The 16,496-nt window shown below is 74.6% G+C and carries 13 protein-coding genes; 9 read left to right on the plus strand and 4 right to left on the minus strand.

Annotation, left to right across the window (positions count from 1 at the left end; translation table 11 throughout):
- Window positions 1-96: 96 nt before the first annotated feature.
- Window positions 97-1,809, minus strand: a complete 1,713-nt coding sequence (locus ACFV61_RS07805) for a LuxR C-terminal-related transcriptional regulator (protein ID WP_380490628.1) — start codon at window positions 1,807-1,809, stop codon at window positions 97-99.
- A 132-nt stretch (window positions 1,810-1,941) separates the two neighbouring features.
- Here ACFV61_RS07805 and ACFV61_RS07810 point away from each other — a divergent pair, with 132 nt between their 5' ends.
- Entirely contained in the window at window positions 1,942-3,441 is a 1,500-nt protein-coding gene (locus tag ACFV61_RS07810) for a DUF6350 family protein (protein ID WP_380490631.1), read from the plus strand.
- 31 nt (window positions 3,442-3,472) lie between these two features.
- Here ACFV61_RS07810 and ACFV61_RS07815 read toward each other — a convergent pair whose 3' ends face one another.
- Complete coding sequence (locus ACFV61_RS07815) at window positions 3,473-4,120, minus strand: hypothetical protein (RefSeq protein ID WP_380338931.1); 648 nt, start codon at window positions 4,118-4,120, stop codon at window positions 3,473-3,475.
- A 368-nt stretch (window positions 4,121-4,488) separates the two neighbouring features.
- On the opposite strand from ACFV61_RS07815, the gene purN reads away from it, so the two are divergent.
- A complete protein-coding gene (gene purN, locus ACFV61_RS07820; protein WP_371518479.1) occupies window positions 4,489-5,148 on the plus strand; it encodes a phosphoribosylglycinamide formyltransferase in 660 nt (219 codons plus the stop codon).
- Window positions 5,145-6,722 carry a bifunctional phosphoribosylaminoimidazolecarboxamide formyltransferase/IMP cyclohydrolase gene (purH, locus tag ACFV61_RS07825; protein WP_063349027.1) on the plus strand — a complete coding sequence of 526 codons (1,578 nt, stop codon included), beginning with the start codon at window positions 5,145-5,147 and terminating at the stop codon, window positions 6,720-6,722. The genes purN and purH overlap by 4 nt, the downstream gene beginning before the upstream one ends.
- Before the next feature lie 131 nt (window positions 6,723-6,853).
- Here purH and ACFV61_RS07830 read toward each other — a convergent pair whose 3' ends face one another.
- On the minus strand, window positions 6,854-7,480 hold the full coding sequence (locus ACFV61_RS07830; protein WP_063349028.1) for a hypothetical protein: 627 nt from the start codon (window positions 7,478-7,480) through the stop codon (window positions 6,854-6,856).
- A gap of 560 nt (window positions 7,481-8,040) precedes the next feature.
- On the opposite strand from ACFV61_RS07830, the gene ACFV61_RS07835 reads away from it, so the two are divergent.
- The 6 genes from ACFV61_RS07835 (at window position 8,041) to ACFV61_RS07860 (ending at window position 13,626) form a co-directional block, all read left to right on the plus strand.
- Complete coding sequence (locus ACFV61_RS07835) at window positions 8,041-8,895, plus strand: bifunctional methylenetetrahydrofolate dehydrogenase/methenyltetrahydrofolate cyclohydrolase (RefSeq protein WP_063349029.1); 855 nt, start codon at window positions 8,041-8,043, stop codon at window positions 8,893-8,895.
- Window positions 8,896-8,930: 35 nt separating this feature from the next.
- Window positions 8,931-9,356, plus strand: a complete 426-nt coding sequence (locus ACFV61_RS07840) for a DUF3017 domain-containing protein (RefSeq protein WP_063349030.1) — start codon at window positions 8,931-8,933, stop codon at window positions 9,354-9,356.
- 204 nt (window positions 9,357-9,560) lie between these two features.
- A complete protein-coding gene (locus tag ACFV61_RS07845) occupies window positions 9,561-10,553 on the plus strand; it encodes a malate dehydrogenase (RefSeq protein ID WP_063349031.1) in 993 nt (330 codons plus the stop codon).
- A 125-nt stretch (window positions 10,554-10,678) separates the two neighbouring features.
- Window positions 10,679-12,004 carry a hemolysin family protein gene (locus ACFV61_RS07850; protein WP_063349032.1) on the plus strand — a complete coding sequence of 442 codons (1,326 nt, stop codon included), beginning with the start codon at window positions 10,679-10,681 and terminating at the stop codon, window positions 12,002-12,004.
- Between the two features lie 30 nt (window positions 12,005-12,034).
- Window positions 12,035-13,075, plus strand: a complete 1,041-nt coding sequence (trpS, locus tag ACFV61_RS07855; RefSeq protein ID WP_063351340.1) for a tryptophan--tRNA ligase — start codon at window positions 12,035-12,037, stop codon at window positions 13,073-13,075.
- A gap of 62 nt (window positions 13,076-13,137) precedes the next feature.
- Window positions 13,138-13,626, plus strand: coding sequence for a 2'-5' RNA ligase family protein (locus ACFV61_RS07860; RefSeq protein WP_380426737.1), 489 nt, complete (start codon window positions 13,138-13,140; stop codon window positions 13,624-13,626).
- A 20-nt stretch (window positions 13,627-13,646) separates the two neighbouring features.
- Here ACFV61_RS07860 and ACFV61_RS07865 read toward each other — a convergent pair whose 3' ends face one another.
- Window positions 13,647-16,157 (minus strand): CDP-glycerol glycerophosphotransferase family protein, encoded by a 2,511-nt coding sequence (locus tag ACFV61_RS07865; protein WP_380490633.1) that lies wholly within the window; start codon window positions 16,155-16,157, stop codon window positions 13,647-13,649.
- Between the last annotated feature and the right edge of the window lie 339 nt (window positions 16,158-16,496).

Raw genomic sequence — 16,496 nt, forward strand, 5'->3', positions numbered from 1 at the left:
GGGCCCCCAAAAAAACCGCGCGATCCGGCGGGCCCTCGGCCCCCCGCGCCCCCGCCCCCCACAGGGGCGGGGGCGCTCGCGCGTTCGCGGACGCCGTCAGTACGGCGTCGGCCCGGTCGTGCACGGCAGCGGTGACCACAGCGGGCAGACCTCCGGGCCCTGCGGCGGCGGGGCGCCCGCCCCCCGGGCGACCGCCGGCAGCTCCCACCGCGCGGCGGCCTGCGGCGCCGACTCCACCACGACCGCCTCCACCCCCGGCGTCGGGCTGCACCACAGGCTGCGGACGACGTTCGGCGGCCCGCCCGGCAGCGCCGGCACACCCGGCACAACAGGCACGCCCGGCACGCCCGCGTTCGCCGTCGACAGGCACATCGCCGGCTCCGGCGGCTCCGGGGACCGGAACAGCGTCACCGGCCGGATCCCCACCAGCGTCGCCAGCGCCGCCCCGCCCACCGCCGCCGTCAGCAGCGCCGCCGCCCCCGTCCGGCTCGCCGTCCACAGCCGGTGCCGGGCCAGCAGCACCGGCACCGGCGGCCGGTGCGGCTGCGGGCAGCCCCGGACCGCCGCCCGGTGCAGCAGCCCGCTCAGGCCGTCCGCGAACCCCGGTGCCGCCGGATCCGGTCCCAGCAGCTCCGGCACCCACCGGGCCAGCGCCACCCGGGCCGCCCACACCCGCCCCTCGGCCGCCGCCAGCGTCGACTCCACCTCCACCGCGACCGCCGCCGCCGGCAGGCCCAGCCCGTCGTGCAGCACCAGCGCCCGGCGCTGCGGCCGGGACAGCCGCCGCAGCGCCTTCAGCAGCGCCCGGTCCCGGTCGGTCAGCCGGTCGTGATCGGGCAGCACCGCCTGCGACTCGTCCGCCGGCCGCACCCGGATCCGCCGGTGCGGCAGCTTCCAGGCGTGCATCCGCCGGGGCCCGCCCCGGTGCCACGGGGACAGCGCCAGCTCGCACGCCCGTACCCGCACCCACCCTTCCGGATCCCCCGTCGCGGCCACCTCCGCCCAGCCCCGGCGCGCGGCCCCGAACGCCAGCCGGACGCAGTGCGCCGCCCGGTGCCGACAGGCGGTCAGCAGGAACATCTGCTGCACCAGCCGGGTGTGCGCCTGCTCGTACAGCTCCTCGAAGCTCCCGGCCGGCCCGGCCCGCTCGTCGTCGGCCGGCATGGCCGCGTGGGCGGGCCGCCCGGTGCCGGCGGCCGGGTCGTCGGGTCGGGCCTGCGCCGCGGGCGGGATGTCGCGGGTGCCAGGCGGTGTCATGGTGGCGGCGGGTGTGCTGATGCTCCCTCCCGGGGCGTTCGGGGCCGCCTGGGCGCTAGCGGCGTCGGTGGCGTGGGCGTGGGCGTGCGCGGAGTGGGTGGCCTGGCCGGGGTGCTCTCCTCCGGTGCCGAGGACGGGCGGGCGCGGCGGCGCGGGGTCGGGGGTACGGGGGGCGGCGGCAGGGTCCGCCTGGGCGTCACCCGGCGCGTCGGGGCCGGGTGGTGTGGGGCCGGGTGGTGCGGGGTCGGGGCTCTTCGGGCGGGCGGTGGTGAGGGCGACGGCCTCGGCCTCGGTGGCCGCGCCGAGTTTGCGCATGGCCCGCTGGACGTAGCTGCGGGCGGTGGCCGGGGTGACGCCGAGGGCGGCGGCCGCCTGCGGGAGGTCGCGACCGGCGGCGAGGTGGGCGAGCACCTTGGCCTCACGGGGCGTCAGTTTCCCTAGGGGGCGCGCCGCGTCCTGGTCGGGGCGGGTGGCCCGGGGTTTGCGGGGGCGGTTCTCGGGGGTGGGGGAGTCGGCGCCGGCGGGGTGTTCGGCGGTGGGTGGCGTGGTCATCAGACGCTCCGGGCCGGTGCGCCGGCGGCTTGGGGATCGGGTCTGAAAATGCGCATAAGCCAATAATCTGGGACACGGCGGCGGTTTGCTGCTTCACGGGGCATGGCGAGTCGCCTTGGCACCATGAGGCGCATGACGCAGCTGATGGGCCGTCCGATCCTGGAACTGCCCGGCGAATTGGGCGGACGCCCGTTGCCGGCCGACCTGTTGGCGGGGGTGCGGACGGCACTGGTCGGCCTGGCGGTGGTCGGGGTGCCGGTGCTCGGACTCTGGGTGGCGACGCCGTACGCGGACAACGGGGCGACCGGCGCCACCCGGTTGGCGGGGGCGCTGTGGCTGCTCGGGCACGGCGCGCCGGTGTTGCGGGGGGACGCGGGCGCCCCGCTGACCGTCACCCCGCTGCTGCTGGGCGTGCTGGCGGTGGCTCAGCTGTACCGGGCCGCCGCCGCGGTGGCGTCGCGGCGCGGGCCCCGGCCGCGCTGGGGCGGCCCGGCGGCGGTCTGGGCGGGCTACTGCGCGGTCGCGGTGGCGGTGGTGCTGCACTGCACGGGCGCCGGGCTGTTCCGGGCCAGGGTGCTGCCGGACGTCCTGGTGGTGGGGTTGCTGGCCGGGCTGGCGACAGCGGCGGGCGCGCGTTCGGCGCGGGCCGCCGGCCCCGACGCCCCGCCCCGCCGCCCGGTGTGGCCGCTGCTGGACCGGCTGCCCTCGCCGCTCCGACCGGCCGGCGGCGCGGCGGCGGTGCGCGGCTCGGTGCTGGCGGCCGGGGCGGGCCTGGTGGCGGCGGGCGGGGTGCTGGTGGCGGTGGCGGCGGCGCTGGACGCGGCGGTCGGGGGCGGGCACGGGATGGCGGTGCTCGGGCGCGGGCCGGCGGCCCTGGTCGGGCTGCTGCTGCTCGGGGTGGTGCTGCTGCCGAACGCGGTGCTCTGGGGGACGGCGTACGCCCTGGGCCCGGGGTTCGCGGTGGGTTCCGGGACGGTGGTGGCGCCGGGCGGCACCGTGCTGGGCCCCGTCCCGGAGTTCCCGATGTTCGCCCTGCTGCCGGCGGAGGGCCCGGGTGGCTGGCGGCTGGCGGCACTGCTGCTGCCGGTGCTGGCGGGGGTGGTGCCGGCGGTGCTGCTGGGCCGGGCGGCGGCCGGCCCGCGCGCAGCGGCCGAGGCGGGGTCCGGGACCGGCGACGGGGACGGCAACGGGGGCGGCGACGGACCGTGGCCGCTCGCGGTGACGGTGGTGGTGGTGCTGGTGGCGGCGCTGCTGACCGGCGTCGCGGTGGCGGCGGCGAGCTGGCTGGCGGGTGGCGCGCTGGCGGGCGGCCGGATGGCCCGGCTGGGGCCGGCGCCCTGGTGGACGGGACCGGCGGCGGCGGGCTGGTTCGCGCTGGTGGCCGTGCCGGGCGCGCTGCTGGTACGCCATCGGGCGCTGTGCCCCGCGACCGTCCCGGAGGCCGACGAAGGGGTCGACGGAGAGGTCGACGGAGAGGTTGACGGGCAGGCCGCCGAGGAACTCGACGAGGAGGCCCTGCCCGCCGCCCGCGCCCGGTCGGCCGAGCGGCTGCGCCGGGGGGTGCTGCTGCTGCGGGCCCGCGGGTACGGCGCGGTGCTGCGCCTGGGCGGGCGGGGCCCCGGAAGTGACTAGGGCGTGTCCGGCAAGATCGGCCGGACCGGGCCTAGCCGGCGTTCCCGGTGAAGTCGACGTACCACTTGGGCGCGAACCGGTCGCAGTTGTCGGCGCCGACGGAGGTCAGCGAGTCCCGGACGCAGGTGACGTAGTCGTTGTAGTACATCCCGAGGCCGATCACCGAGGTCGCGACCACAACGGTCATCGCGCCGGTGAGGATTCCGGCGAGCGCGGCCGGGGTGAGCGGGTTCGGGGTGGCGGGCTGGCGGGCGGCGGTCTGGGGGGCGGCGCCGGTGACGGCGGCGGCCGGGGCGGGCTTGGGGGTCCGCAGCGCGCTGATGCCCCACACGATGCCGAGCGCGCCGACGAACAGGGCGGCCCAGTGGAAGCCGGCGAACAGGCAGACCAGCGCGAGCGGCCCGGCCAGTGCGGCGTTGCGGGCCCGGCGCTGGGCGGGGTCGGCGGGGTCGAGCTTGGGCGGCTGCGGGGCCGGTGGGGTGGGGCGGCCGTCCTCGGGCCGGCCGGGGCCCCAGGGGTGCGGCGGCGGGAGCTGCGGGCGTTCGCCGGCGCCCTGGCCGCCGGTGCCGTCCGGGCCCTCGCCGGGCCAGGGGTTGCGCGGCTGCCACGGCTGGTCCGGGGCATCCGCCGGCGGCGGCGCGAAGGGGTTGCGCTCGCCGGTGTCGTCACCGCTGCTCATGGTTCAGCCATTCCTTCTCGGTCGGGGCGGCGGTCTCCCGCCTTCCCTATGATCCCGCAGCCGTTCGCCGGTCCTCAGGCGGCCTGCCCGCTGCGCGGGTGCCGGGAGGGCCCGTGCCCGGGGCGACTCCGCTGTGCGGGCCGGAGGAGATCCCCGTCTCAACTACGCGCGTAGCGCCGCCGGGAGGGTGCGGAGGCCGTCCGACCAGCCGTTATCGTGGTGACGGTCAGCAGCTCGCAGAGGTTCCCGGGTGCCCGCGTCGCGGTGGGTTCTCCTGGTGTTCCCCCTCGCTCGACCTGCCGTTCGTAGTGGCCCCACCACCGGTGGACGTACCAGCGGGCGGCGCCCGACCTACGGAGAATCGCGCAGTGGCCGCCGCCCCCGCCCAGCTCTTCCCGCCCCGTACGCCCGGACCGGCCCGCCTGGTGGTGCTGGTCTCCGGTTCCGGCACCAATCTGCAGGCGCTGCTCGACGCCGCAGCCGATCCGGCGTACGGCGCCGAGATCCTCGCCGTGGGTGCGGACCGCGACGGCATCGCGGGCCTGGAGCGGGCCGAGAAGGCGGGCCTGCCGGTCTTCGTCCACCGGGTGAAGGACTTCGCCGACCGGGCCGACTGGGACCGCGCGCTGACCGCCGCCGTCGCCGCCCACGAGCCGGACCTGGTGGTCACGGCCGGGTTCATGAAGATCCTCGGCCCCGAGTTCATCGCGGCCTTCGCCGGGCGGATCGTCAACACCCATCCCGCACTGCTGCCCTCCTTCCCCGGCGCCCACGGCGTCACCGACGCGCTCGCGTACGGGGTGAGGGTCACCGGCTGCACCGTCCACCTGGTCGACGCCGGGGTGGACACCGGGCCGATCATCGCGCAGGGCGTCGTCGAGGTCGTCGACGCCGACCACGCCGATGGCGGCGAAGCGCTGCACGAGCGCATCAAGACTGTCGAGCGCAAGCTGCTCGTCGACGTCGTGGGCCGGCTGGCCCGCGAGGGCCACCGCATCGAGGACCGAAAGGTATGGATTCCGGCATGAGTGCCAGCTCCACCACGCCCCCCGTTTCGGAGAACATCCGTCCGATCCGTCGTGCGCTGATCAGCGTGTACGACAAGACCGGTCTGGAGGAGCTGGCCCAGGGCCTGCACGCCGCCGGGGTCGCCATCGTCTCCACCGGCTCCACCGCCGGTCGGATCGCCGCCGCCGGCGTCCCGGTGACCGAGGTCTCCGAGCTGACCGGCTTCCCGGAGTGCCTGGACGGGCGCGTGAAGACGCTGCACCCCCGCGTGCACGCCGGCGTGCTCGCCGACCTGCGGCTGGAGTCGCACCGCGCGCAGCTGGCCGAGCTGGGCGTCGAGCCCTTCGACCTGGTCGTGGTGAACCTCTACCCGTTCAAGGCCACCGTCGCCTCGGGCGCCACCCCGGACGAGTGCGTCGAGCAGATCGACATCGGCGGCCCGAGCATGGTCCGCGCCGCCGCCAAGAACCACCCGTCGGTGGCCGTGGTGGTCGACCCGGCCCGTTACGTCGACGTGCTGCGGGCCGCCCAGGAGGGCGGCTTCGACCTGGCCACCCGCAAGCGCCTGGCCGGTGCGGCGTTCGCGCACACCGCCGCGTACGACGTCGCGGTCGCCTCCTGGTTCGAGGCCGGCTACGCGCCGAGCGACGAGCGGTTCCCGGAGTTCCTGGGCGCCACCTGGGAGCGGCAGAACGTGCTGCGCTACGGCGAGAACCCGCACCAGGGCGCCGCGCTGTACAGCGACGGCAGCGGCGGCCTGGCCGGCGCGGAGCAGCTGCACGGCAAGGAGATGTCGTACAACAACTACGTCGACACCGACGCTGCCCGCCGCGCCGCGTACGACCACGCCGAGCCGGCCGTCGCGATCATCAAGCACGCCAACCCGTGCGGCATCGCGACCGGCGCGGACGTCGCCGAGGCGCACCGCAAGGCGCACGAGTGCGACCCGGTCTCGGCGTACGGCGGCGTGATCGCGGTCAACCGCCCGGTCACCGTCGAGCTGGCCGAGCAGATCGCCCCGATCTTCACCGAGGTCGTGGTGGCCCCCGGTTACGAGGACGGCGCCGTCGAGGTGCTGGCCCGGAAGAAGAACCTGCGGGTGCTGCTGGCCCCCGAGGCGCCGGCCAACCGCCAGGAGCTGCGCCCGGTCTCCGGCGGCGTGCTGCTCCAGGACGCCGACCGGGTGCAGGCCGAGGGCGACGACCCGGCGAACTGGCGGCTGGCCACCGGTGAGGCGCTGTCCGAGGCCGAGCTGGCCGAGCTGGCCTTCGCCTGGCGGGCCTGTCGGGCCGTCAAGTCCAACGCGATCCTGCTGGCCAAGGACGGCGCCTCGGTGGGCGTCGGCATGGGCCAGGTCAACCGGGTCGACTCCTGCAAGCTCGCGGTCGAGCGGGCCGGGGAGCGGGCCAAGGGCGCGTACGCGGCCTCGGACGCGTTCTTCCCGTTCGCGGACGGCCCTGCCATCCTGATCGCGGCCGGCGTCAAGGCGATCGTCCAGCCGGGCGGTTCGATCCGGGACGAGGAGGTCGTCGCGGCGGCCGCCGAGGCCGGGGTGACGATGTACTTCACCGGTGCGCGGCACTTCTTCCACTGATCGCGTTCCACCGCTCGCCCGGCGCACCGCCCGGGTGACGGCATGACAGAGCGGCCCGGCTCCTCCGGAAGGGGAGCCGGGCCGCTCGTCGTCCGATCGGCTCGGACCGGGCCGGTCAGTGGTGCGGCCGGTCAGTAGCGCGGCCGGGCGAACCAGGCGACGCCGTCCTTGACGCTCATCCCGACGATCATCGTGATCGAGACCGCGAGCCACATCAGCGTGAAGACGATGCCGACCGGGTTGGCGTTGTTGGCGAACGAGCCGGCCAGTCCCAGCAGGCCGAGCAGCGCGCCGAACGAGCCGTACACCAGGGTGGTGATGCGGACCGCGGGCCCGCCCTTGCCGAACTTCACGCCCAGCGTGATGGAGAAGGCCGCGAACAGCGCGCACACGATGCCGACGACCACCAGCACGCCGGCCGCCGCGTTGCCGAAGCCGTTGAACGGGTCGCTCCCGTCGATCTGCTGGGCCCGGTTGGTGACCTCCTTGGCCGCCGCGGCGGCTATCAGGTAGATGCCGCCACCGATGATCTGCACGGCGCCGATGATGAACAGCAGCACCCGGGTGGTGACCACCAGGCCCGGCATGTTCTGCGGGACGGCCGGCGGGTAGCCGTAGCCCGGTCCGCCGTAGCCCGGCGCGGGCGGCGGGTAGCCGTACCCGGCCGGCGGGGCCTGCTGGGGGTAGCCGTAGCCGGGAGCCTGCGGCGGCTGGCCGTACGGGTTGTTCGGGTTGTTCGGGTCGGGCGGGTAACTCATCGATGCCTCCGGGCAGTTGCGGGGACGTGGGGACGGGACGGAGGGCCCGGTTCCGGTTGGCGAGTCGGGTCGCCGGTGGAACGGGACGCTAACGGAGGGGAGTGACAGCCCGGAGCGGATCCGGGCGCGGCCGGCTCAGGCGCGCGGTGAGAGCGCTGAGAGCGGTGAGAGCAGTGCGAGCGGAGTCGTCGACGGGCCCGCTGCGGGCAGGACGGCGCCGCAGTGGTCGGGCGGCTCGGTCTGAAGTGGTCGGCTCACGTGCTCTTTCCCCCGGGTACGCCCCCGCCGGGTGTCCGTCGGCCCGTCACCGGGCCGGGTCGCGGCAGGGAATGCCCGCATATCGTCAACCGGACGGCGGGGCCGTGTCCAGCCGGTTCCGCGCGCCGGACCGAGACTGTGGCGCAACCGCAACGTGGTCCGGGCCTTCCGTACCCGTCCGAACCCGTCCGACCGGAGGGCGGGAGGACGACGGGGGCCGGTGGGAGGACGACGGGAGGACGACGGGAGCTCGAAGACGGGCCCTGGTGCGGCGGCTTGCCGCGATCCGGGAGAATGGGGTCATGACTGCCCAGATTCTCGATGGCAAGGCCACCGCCGCCGCGATCAAGTCCGAACTCGCCGCCCGCGTGGCGGTCCTCAAGGCGAAGGGCGTCACGCCCGGCCTCGGCACCGTCCTGGTCGGCGACGACCCGGGCAGCCGCTGGTACGTCAACGGCAAGCACAAGGACTGCGCCGAGGTCGGCATCGCCTCGATCCAGCGCGAGCTGCCCGCGACCGCCACCCAGGAGGACGTCGAGAACGTCGTCCGCGAGCTCAACGCCGACCCCTCCTGCACCGGCTACATCGTCCAGCTGCCGCTGCCCAAGGGCCTGGACCAGAACCCGGTCCTGGAGCTGATGGACCCGGACAAGGACGCCGACGGCCTGCACCCGACCTCGCTCGGCCGGCTCGCCCTGGGCATCGAGGGGCCGCTGCCGTGCACCCCGCTGGGCATCGTCGAGCTGCTGCGCCGGCACGACGTCGAGATCAACGGCGCCGAGGTGGTCGTGGTCGGCCGCGGCGTCACCGTCGGCCGCTCGATCGGCCTGCTGCTGACCCGCCGCAGCGAGAACGCCACCGTGACCCTGTGCCACACCGGCACCCGGGACCTCGGCTACCACCTGCGCAAGGCCGACATCATCGTGGCCGCCGCGGGCGTGCCGCACCTGGTCAAGCCGGAGGACGTCAAGCCGGGCGCGGCGGTGCTGGACGTGGGCGTCAGCCGCAGCGAGGGCAAGATCGTCGGCGACGTGCACCCGGGCGTGGCCGAGGTGGCCGCCTGGATCTCCCCGAACCCCGGCGGCGTGGGCCCGATGACCCGCGCGATGCTGCTTAACAACATCGTCGTGGCGGCCGAGCGCCGCGCCGGCGTCTGACCCCGCGACCGACACCACCACGAGGGACGGCGAGCATGACGGAACCGCGACCGGCGCGGACCCCGCGCAGGCCGGTCAAGACCACCGGCACCCTGCCGCCCGAGGGCGCGGCCGCAGCCCTCGGACGCGACCACACCCTGCCGGTCCGGCAGTGGCCGATAACGCTGGTCCTGCTGGTGGTCGGGGCCGGCCTCGCGGTCACCTGGTTCGCCGACTTCAAGGACGGCTTCAAGTACGGGCTGCTGATCCTCGGCTGCGGGGTGCTGCTCGGGGCCGTCCTGCGGCTGGTGCTGCCCGAGGTCGGGATGCTGGCGGTGCGCAGCCGCTTCACCGACGTGATCGTGCTGACCTTCCTGGGAGCGTCGATCGTGCTGCTGACCCTGGTGGCGCAGCCGAACCCGTGGCTGGAGATCCCGTTGCTCGACAACATCGGCAAGTTGATCGGCCGGCCCAAGCACTGACGCCGGGGTGACCGTGACGGCCCCCGCCCTGCGAGCCAGGGCGGGGGCCGCCGTCCGTTGTGACGCATCAGCCAGGCCCGCACCCGCGGCGTACGCTTCCCTTTGCGATAACCTGACGCCGGTCTCTCGATGTCGAGAGACCATCCTCGGCTCCAGCGCGCCGGTGTGCCTGGGGCACCTGGCGATCTGCTGGAGAAGGTAGAAATGACCCGCACCCCCGTCAACGTCACCATCACCGGAGCGGCCGGCCAGATCGGCTACGCGCTGCTCTTCCGCATCGCCTCGGGCCACCTGCTCGGTGCCGACGTCCCGGTGAACCTGCGCCTCCTGGAGATCCCGCAGGGCCTCAAGGCCGCCGAGGGCACCGCCATGGAGCTCGTCGACTGCGCGTTCCCGCTGCTGCGTGACATCACGATCACCGCCAACCCGAACGAGGCCTTCGACGGCGCCAACGTCGCGCTGCTGGTCGGCGCCCGTCCGCGCACCGCCGGCATGGAGCGCGGCGACCTGCTGCAGGCCAACGGCGGCATCTTCGGCCCGCAGGGCAAGGCCATCAACGACCACGCCGCGGACGACATCAAGGTCCTGGTCGTCGGCAACCCGGCCAACACCAACGCCCTGATCGCCCAGCGCAACGCCCCGGACGTCCCGGCCGAGCGCTTCACCGCGATGACCCGCCTGGACCACAACCGCGCGGTCGGCCAGCTCTCCGTCAAGACCGGTGCGCCCGTCTCCGACATCAAGCGCGTCACCATCTGGGGCAACCACTCCGCCACCCAGTACCCGGACATCTTCCAGGCCGAGATCGCCGGCAAGCCGGCCTTCGAGGCCATCGGCAGCGACCAGGCCTGGCTGGACGAGACCTTCATCCCGACCGTCGCCAAGCGCGGCGCGGCCATCATCGAGGCCCGTGGCGCCTCCTCGGCCGCCTCGGCCGCCAACGCCGCCATCGACCACGTGTACACCTGGGTCAACGGCACCGCCGAGGGCGACTGGACCTCCATGGGCGTCGTCTCGGACGGCTCCTACGGCGTCCCGCAGGGCCTGATCTCCTCCTTCCCGGTCACCACCAAGGCCGGCAAGTTCGAGATCGTCCAGGGCCTGGAGATCTCCGACTTCTCGCGCGCCCGCATCGACGCCTCGGTCAAGGAGCTGACCGAGGAGCGCGACGCGGTCCAGGAGCTGGGCCTCATCTGAGCCCCGCAGCACAGCTTTTCCCGACGGCCCGCCGTCTCCTTCCCGGAGGCGGCGGGCTGCCGTGTGACCGGCCGCCGCCCCTTCTTCCACTCCCCGGGCGCCGGCCGGTCCTACACTGACCCGCTGTGAACGAAACCCTCGGGGACGCTCTGCTCGTCCTCGTCTTCATCCTGCTGGGCGGGCTGTTCAACGTCGCCGAGATCTCGCTGATCTCGCTGCGCGAGGGCCAGATCCGGACGCTGGAGGCGCTCGGCACCCGGCGGTCCGCCCGGGCCGCGCACCTGGCCGCCGACCCCAACCGCTTCCTGGCCGCCGTCCAGGTCGGCGTGACCTGCATGGGCTTCCTGTCCGCCGCCTTCGGCGCGGACACCCTGGCCGGCAAGGTCGCCCCGCTGTTCGTCCGGGCCGGGCTCACCGAGGGCGTCGCCGACGCGATCGCCCTGGTCGGCCTCACCCTGGTGATCAGCTACGTCTCGCTGGTGCTCGGCGAACTCACCCCCAAGCGGATCGGCCTGCAGCGGGCCGAGTCGATCGCGGTGATCGCGGCCCCGGTGGTGGACGTGATGTCGGTGGCGCTGCGCCCGGTGATCTGGCTGCTCGGCCACTCCACCAACCTGATGGTCCGCCTGCTGGGCGGCGACCCGGCCGCCGGCCGTGGCTCGATGAGCTCCGAGGAGCTGCGCGGCCTGGTTGCCGCCAACACCGAACTCGGAAGCGACGAACGGGCGTTGATCGCGGACGTGTTCTCCGCCGGGGAGCGGCAGCTGCGCGAGGTGATGGTCCCGCGCACCGAGGTGACCTTCCTGGACGCCGAGCGCCCGCTGGCCGCCGTCCGGCACCAGGCGGACACCTCGCCGCACTCGCGCTACCCGGTGGTCGAGGGCAGCGCCGACGCCGTGGTCGGCTTCGTGCACGTCCGCGACCTGTACGGCGCGCGCGGCGAGCAGGCCGCCAAGGTCCGCGACCTGGCCCGCCCGGTGAAGCTGCTGCCCGGCACCAAGCGGGTGCTGGAGGCGATGGGCGAGATGCGCCGCGAGGGCCACCACCTGGCCATCGTGGTGGACGAGTACGGCGGCACCGCCGGGATCGTCACCCTGGAGGACCTGGTCGAGGAGGTGATCGGCGAGATCCGGGACGAGTACGACCGGCCGGAGACGGCCGCGACCCGCCGGCTGGTCGGCGGCGGCATGGAGCTGGACGGCCTGCTCAACCTCGGCGACTTCACCGAGGAGACCGGCGCCACCCTGCCCGAGGGCCCGTACGAGACGGTGGCGGGCTGCCTGGTCGCCTCGCTCGGCCGGCTGCCCCGGGAGGGCGACCAGGTGCGCGTCCCGGTCGAGGGCGGTGGAGGGGTGCTGCTGACGGTGGCCAAGTTGGAGGGCCGGCGGATCGCCAGGGTGAGGGTGAGTGCGGTCACACTGGCGGAACCTCCTGGGGCGGACGTTTCCTGAGCGCCCGGTGGAACTGGAACAATGGCCCGCATGGTCAACGCAGCGGTCACTGGTCCGGTCAAGGACCGTCCCCGGGTTCTCTCCGGCATCCAGCCCACCTCCGGCTCGTTCCACCTCGGCAACTACCTGGGCGCGGTGCGCCAGTGGGTGGACCTGCAGAAGGAGAACGACGCCTTCTACATGGTCGTCGACCTGCACGCGATCACCGTCTCGCAGGACCCGAAGGAACTGCGCGAGAACACCCGGGTCTCCGCCGCACAGCTGCTCGGCGCCGGCCTGGACCCGGAGCACTGCACCCTGTTCGTCCAGTCGCACGTGCCCGAGCACGCGCAGCTCGCCTGGGTGATGAACTGCCTCACCGGCTTCGGCGAGGCCTCCCGGATGACCCAGTTCAAGGACAAGTCCGTCCGGCACGGCGCGGACAGCACCACGGTCGGCCTGTTCACCTACCCGGTGCTCATGGTCGCGGACGTCCTGCTCTACCAGGCGGACGCCGTCCCGGTCGGCGAGGACCAGCGCCAGCACCTGGAGCTCACCCGCGACCTCGCCGACCGCTTCAACACCCGCTACAGCCCGACCTTCACGGTGCCGAAGCCGTACATCCTCAAGGAGACGGCGAAGATCCAGGACCTCCAGGACCCGGGCGCCAAGATGAGCAAGTCCGCTTCCTCGGACAAGGGCCTGGTCAACCTGCTGGACGAGGCGAAGGTCAGCGCCAAGAAGTTCAAGAGCGCCGTCACCGACACCGGCACCGTCGTCTCCTACGACGAGGACGGGAAGCCCGGCGTCTCCAACCTGCTGCGCATCCACTCCGCGCTCAGCGGCCAGTCGATCGACCAGCTGGTCGCGCACTTCGAGGGCAAGATGTACGGCGCCCTGAAGACCGAGCTGGCCGAGCTGTTCACCGAGTGGGTCACTCCCTTCCAGGAGCGCACCCGCACGTTCCTGGACGACCCGGCCGAGCTGGACCGGGTGCTGGCGATCGGCGCCGAGAAGGCCCGCGAGGTGGCCGCGCAGACGTTGGAGACGGTGTACGACCGGGTCGGCTTCCTCCCGGCCGCCAAGCGGTGACTCCCCTCACACGCCTGCCCGATGGTGACGGTCTCCCCGAGGCCGTCACCATCGGCGTGTCCGTGAGCGTTCCGGATCCGTACGGTGCGCGGATCCAGGACGCCCGGGCCGGGCACGGCGATCCGCTGGCCCGGTCGATACCGACACACGTCACCCTGCTGCCGCCGACCGAGGTGCCCGCCGAGGCGCTGCCGAAGATCGAGGAGCACCTGGCGGCGGTGGCGGCCGCGCACCGGCCGTTCCGGATGCTGCTGAGCGGCGCCGGCACCTTCCGCCCGGTCTCCCCGGTGGTGTTCGTCCGGGTCGAGGAGGGCGCGCAGGAGTGCCGGCTGCTGGAGGCGGACGTCCGCTCCGGCCCGCTGGCCCGCGAGCTGGCGTTCCCGTACCACCCGCACGTGACGGTCGCGCACGGCCTGCCGGACGACGCGCTGGACCAGGCGTACGCGCAGGCGCGCGGCTTCCGGGCGGCCTTCCCGGTGCCGGGCTTCGGCCTCTCCCGCTTCGACGCGGACGAGGTCTGGCGGCCCTGGCGGAGCTACCTGTTCTCCTGAACTACCGCCCTGATCTTCAACTACCGTACTGACCTTCCGAGTTCGAGCATCCGGTCGACCACCCGGCGGGACGCGCCGCCGTCGTCCAGGACGCAGTGCTCGGCCCGGAAACGCCGGTGGCGCTCCGCGTACCCGGGCGGCAGGGCCGCGCCGGTGTCGGCGAGTTCGCGCAGCGCGCCGAGCAGTCCGGCCGAGGTGGGGACGAGCGGGCCGGGGGCCTGCGGCTCGAAGTCGAAGTAGAAGCCGCGCAGGGTGTCGCGGTAGTGCTCCAGGTCGTAGGTGAAGAAGAGCACCGGGCGGCCGGTGACGGCGAAGTCGAACATGATCGACGAGTAGTCGGTCACCAGGACGTCCGCGACCAGCAGCAGTTCCTGCGGGTCGGGATAGTCCCCGCAGTCGTACAGGAAGCCGTCCCCGGCGCCCGGCAGCGGCTCGCGGACGTGCGCGTGCGGGCGGATCAGCAGCACGTGGTCCCGGCCGAGCAGGCGCCGGGCGTGGTCGAGGTCCAGCCGCAGGCCGAGCCGGAAGCCGTCGCCGTCACCGCGCTGCTGGTCCTCGCGCCAGGTCGGCGCGTACAGCACGATCCGCTTGCCGTCCGGGATGCCGAGCCGACGGCGAACGGCCGCTGCGGCGGCCTCGTCGGGGCGGGCGAGCACGTCGTTGCGCGGGTAGCCGGCCTCCAGGATCTCGCCGTCGTAGCGGAACGCGCGGCGCAGGATCGGGGTGGCGAACGGGCTGGGGGAGAGCAGCAGGCTCCACTGCGGGGTCTCCCGGTCGAGCGCCTCCAGGTAGCCGTGGTCGGCCAGCCAGGGGTTGTCGACGTCGTGGGCGATCCGCTTCAGCAGCGAGCCGTGCCAGGTCTGGAGCACCACCTGGCCGGGGCGGCGCTCCAGGAAGTCCGGGAAGTGCGTGTTGCCGACCAGGTACCGGCAGGTGGCCAGCGCGCGGTACCACTCCGGGCTCCAGATCCGGACGGCCCGGACCCCGGGCGGCAGTTCGGCCTGGGCGTCGTCGACCACCCAGAGGTGCTCCAACGGCGCGCCGCGGCGGGCCAGTTCGGCGTGCACCGCGCGCGGCGAGTCGGCGTAGCCGCGGCCGCCGAACACGTCGTACAGCACGGCCTCGCGCAGCGGTTCGCGGCGGGCGGCGGGGTAGTGGACGGCGCGCTGGCGGCTCTGCGTCCAGGCGCTGCGCTCGGTGGGGGTGAGCACCGGGGTGGAGTCCACCAGCAGGGTGTCGTGCCAGCGGCGCTGGAGCAGGATCCGCTTGCCGCCGGCCGTGGTGGCGGCGGGCAGCGTGGGAAGGGCGGCGGGTGCGGCGAGCAGCGGGCGGCTCGGGCCGGGCCGCCCGGCGGGCGTCAGCGCGGCCTCCCAGATGCCTTTGCGCAGGGGCAGCGCGGTGCCGTCGGCGCCGGTGCGGGTGGCGGGCAGCAGGACCTTGAAGCGGCCGTCCTGGTCGGCCTCGACGGGGGAGCGGACCTCGCTCGCGGTGCCGGTGTGCCGCAGGACGAGTTCCAGCCGGTCCGCGGCGCGGTCCGGGCAGCGGCCGGTGAGCTCGAAGCCGCCGGCCCGGACGGCGATCCGCTCGACCAGGCCGGCCGCGGGCTGGACGCACAGTTGGAGCCGGCCGTCGGCGAGGTGCTTGAGGTAGAGGGCGCGGTCCGGGGTGTCGGGCAGCCGGTGCTGGTCGGCGACCGGGCCGCCGCGCTCGTCCGGGCAGAGCTGCTCGGTGCTGCCGTCGGGGTGCAGGAACTCGGTGTCCCAGTGCTCCAGTTCGCCGCTGCCCCGGCCGTCGGCGGTGAACGGCCGGTACGGCAGGTGGACGGCGAAGGTGTTGCCGGTGCGGGCGACCGGCCGTTCGATCACGGCGTCGCTCTGCCGGTGGCGCAGCCGCAGCACGGTGCCGGTCGGGCAGGAGTCCGCGCTGCCGCGCAGGTCGAGGCCGTCGGCGGTGGGGGTGGCGTGGGTGAGCCGGATGCCGGGGCGTTCGAGCAGCAGCCGCAGTCGCCCGTCGGCGAAGTACGGCTGGAGGCGGACGTCGTGGTCCACCCAGTGGGCCGGCGGGTACTCGCCGGAGCCGCACCAGTGCGGGGCGAGGGCGCCGTACCGGCGGCGCAGCCGGGTGGGGCGCGGGCGGGTGAACAGGGTGGTCTCGATCTGCCAGTCGCCGAGCAGCCAGTCGGTGCCGTGGCGCAGCCGGCCGGGCTCGATCAGGGCGGTGAAGCCGGACCAGTCGTGGTTGAACTCGGGCTGGGCGCTGTCGTCGGTGACTTCGGGCAGCCGGCGGGGCCGGGAGCGCAGGTGGACGGGCGGCCGGGTCCCGTCGGTGTGGCGCAGGGTCAGCCAGGTCCAGGCGGAGCCGGGGCGGCCGGTGTCGAGGTCGTCCGGGCGGGCGAAGCCGGTGAGTTCCAGGCCGCGGCCGGTCCAGCGGGCGCGCAGCAGGCCGAAGGTGACGTCCTCGTCGGCGGCGGGCTGGTCGGTGCTCACACGGGGGTCGGCGTGCGGAAGGACGAACCGTGTGAGCGCAGGCATGGCGGGGGTCCTTCGGGACGGGGGCCGGGCCATGGGCGGTGGACCGGGGCCGCCGGACCGATGCCGAGAGGAAACCGGGGCCGAATTCATATCCCATACCGGAACGCCGTCCGGGTCAACAGTGCGAACCGGGGAATTTCCCGTGAAATTCGCTGACAAACACTAGTTCGAGTGCAATGTACAGGCAAAGACCAGGGATATTGTCAGGGAATTCCCAGGAAAGCGCAGAGGCGCCGCGCCCAGCGCGGGGGGGGCGCCCCGCGGGGGCGGGGGCGGGCGGCGGTGCGCCCCCGCGCCGGCTCGTGCGGGGCGGGGCGCGAGCCGACGCGGGGCCGCCGG

The organism is Kitasatospora sp. NPDC059817 (assembly GCF_042731835.1).
In the GTDB taxonomy this organism is placed as follows: Bacteria; Actinomycetota; Actinomycetes; order Streptomycetales; family Streptomycetaceae; genus Kitasatospora.

Excerpts from the sequence above, each read along its gene's own strand:
- ACFV61_RS07815 (WP_380338931.1), bottom strand. The coding sequence starts at position 4,120 with ATGAGCAGCGGTGACGACACCGGCGAGCGCAACCCCTTCGCGCCGCCG.
- ACFV61_RS07805 (WP_380490628.1), bottom strand. The coding sequence starts at position 1,809 with ATGACCACGCCACCCACCGCCGAACACCCCGCCGGCGCCGACTCCCCC.
- ACFV61_RS07835 (WP_063349029.1), top strand. The coding sequence starts at position 8,041 with ATGACTGCCCAGATTCTCGATGGCAAGGCCACCGCCGCCGCGATCAAG.
- ACFV61_RS07845 (WP_063349031.1), top strand. The coding sequence starts at position 9,561 with ATGACCCGCACCCCCGTCAACGTCACCATCACCGGAGCGGCCGGCCAG.
- ACFV61_RS07865 (WP_380490633.1), bottom strand. The coding sequence starts at position 16,157 with ATGCCTGCGCTCACACGGTTCGTCCTTCCGCACGCCGACCCCCGTGTG.
- purH (WP_063349027.1), top strand. The coding sequence starts at position 5,145 with ATGAGTGCCAGCTCCACCACGCCCCCCGTTTCGGAGAACATCCGTCCG.
- ACFV61_RS07810 (WP_380490631.1), top strand. The coding sequence starts at position 1,942 with ATGACGCAGCTGATGGGCCGTCCGATCCTGGAACTGCCCGGCGAATTG.
- ACFV61_RS07840 (WP_063349030.1), top strand. The coding sequence starts at position 8,931 with ATGACGGAACCGCGACCGGCGCGGACCCCGCGCAGGCCGGTCAAGACC.
- ACFV61_RS07830 (WP_063349028.1), bottom strand. The coding sequence starts at position 7,480 with ATGAGTTACCCGCCCGACCCGAACAACCCGAACAACCCGTACGGCCAG.
- trpS (WP_063351340.1), top strand. The coding sequence starts at position 12,035 with ATGGTCAACGCAGCGGTCACTGGTCCGGTCAAGGACCGTCCCCGGGTT.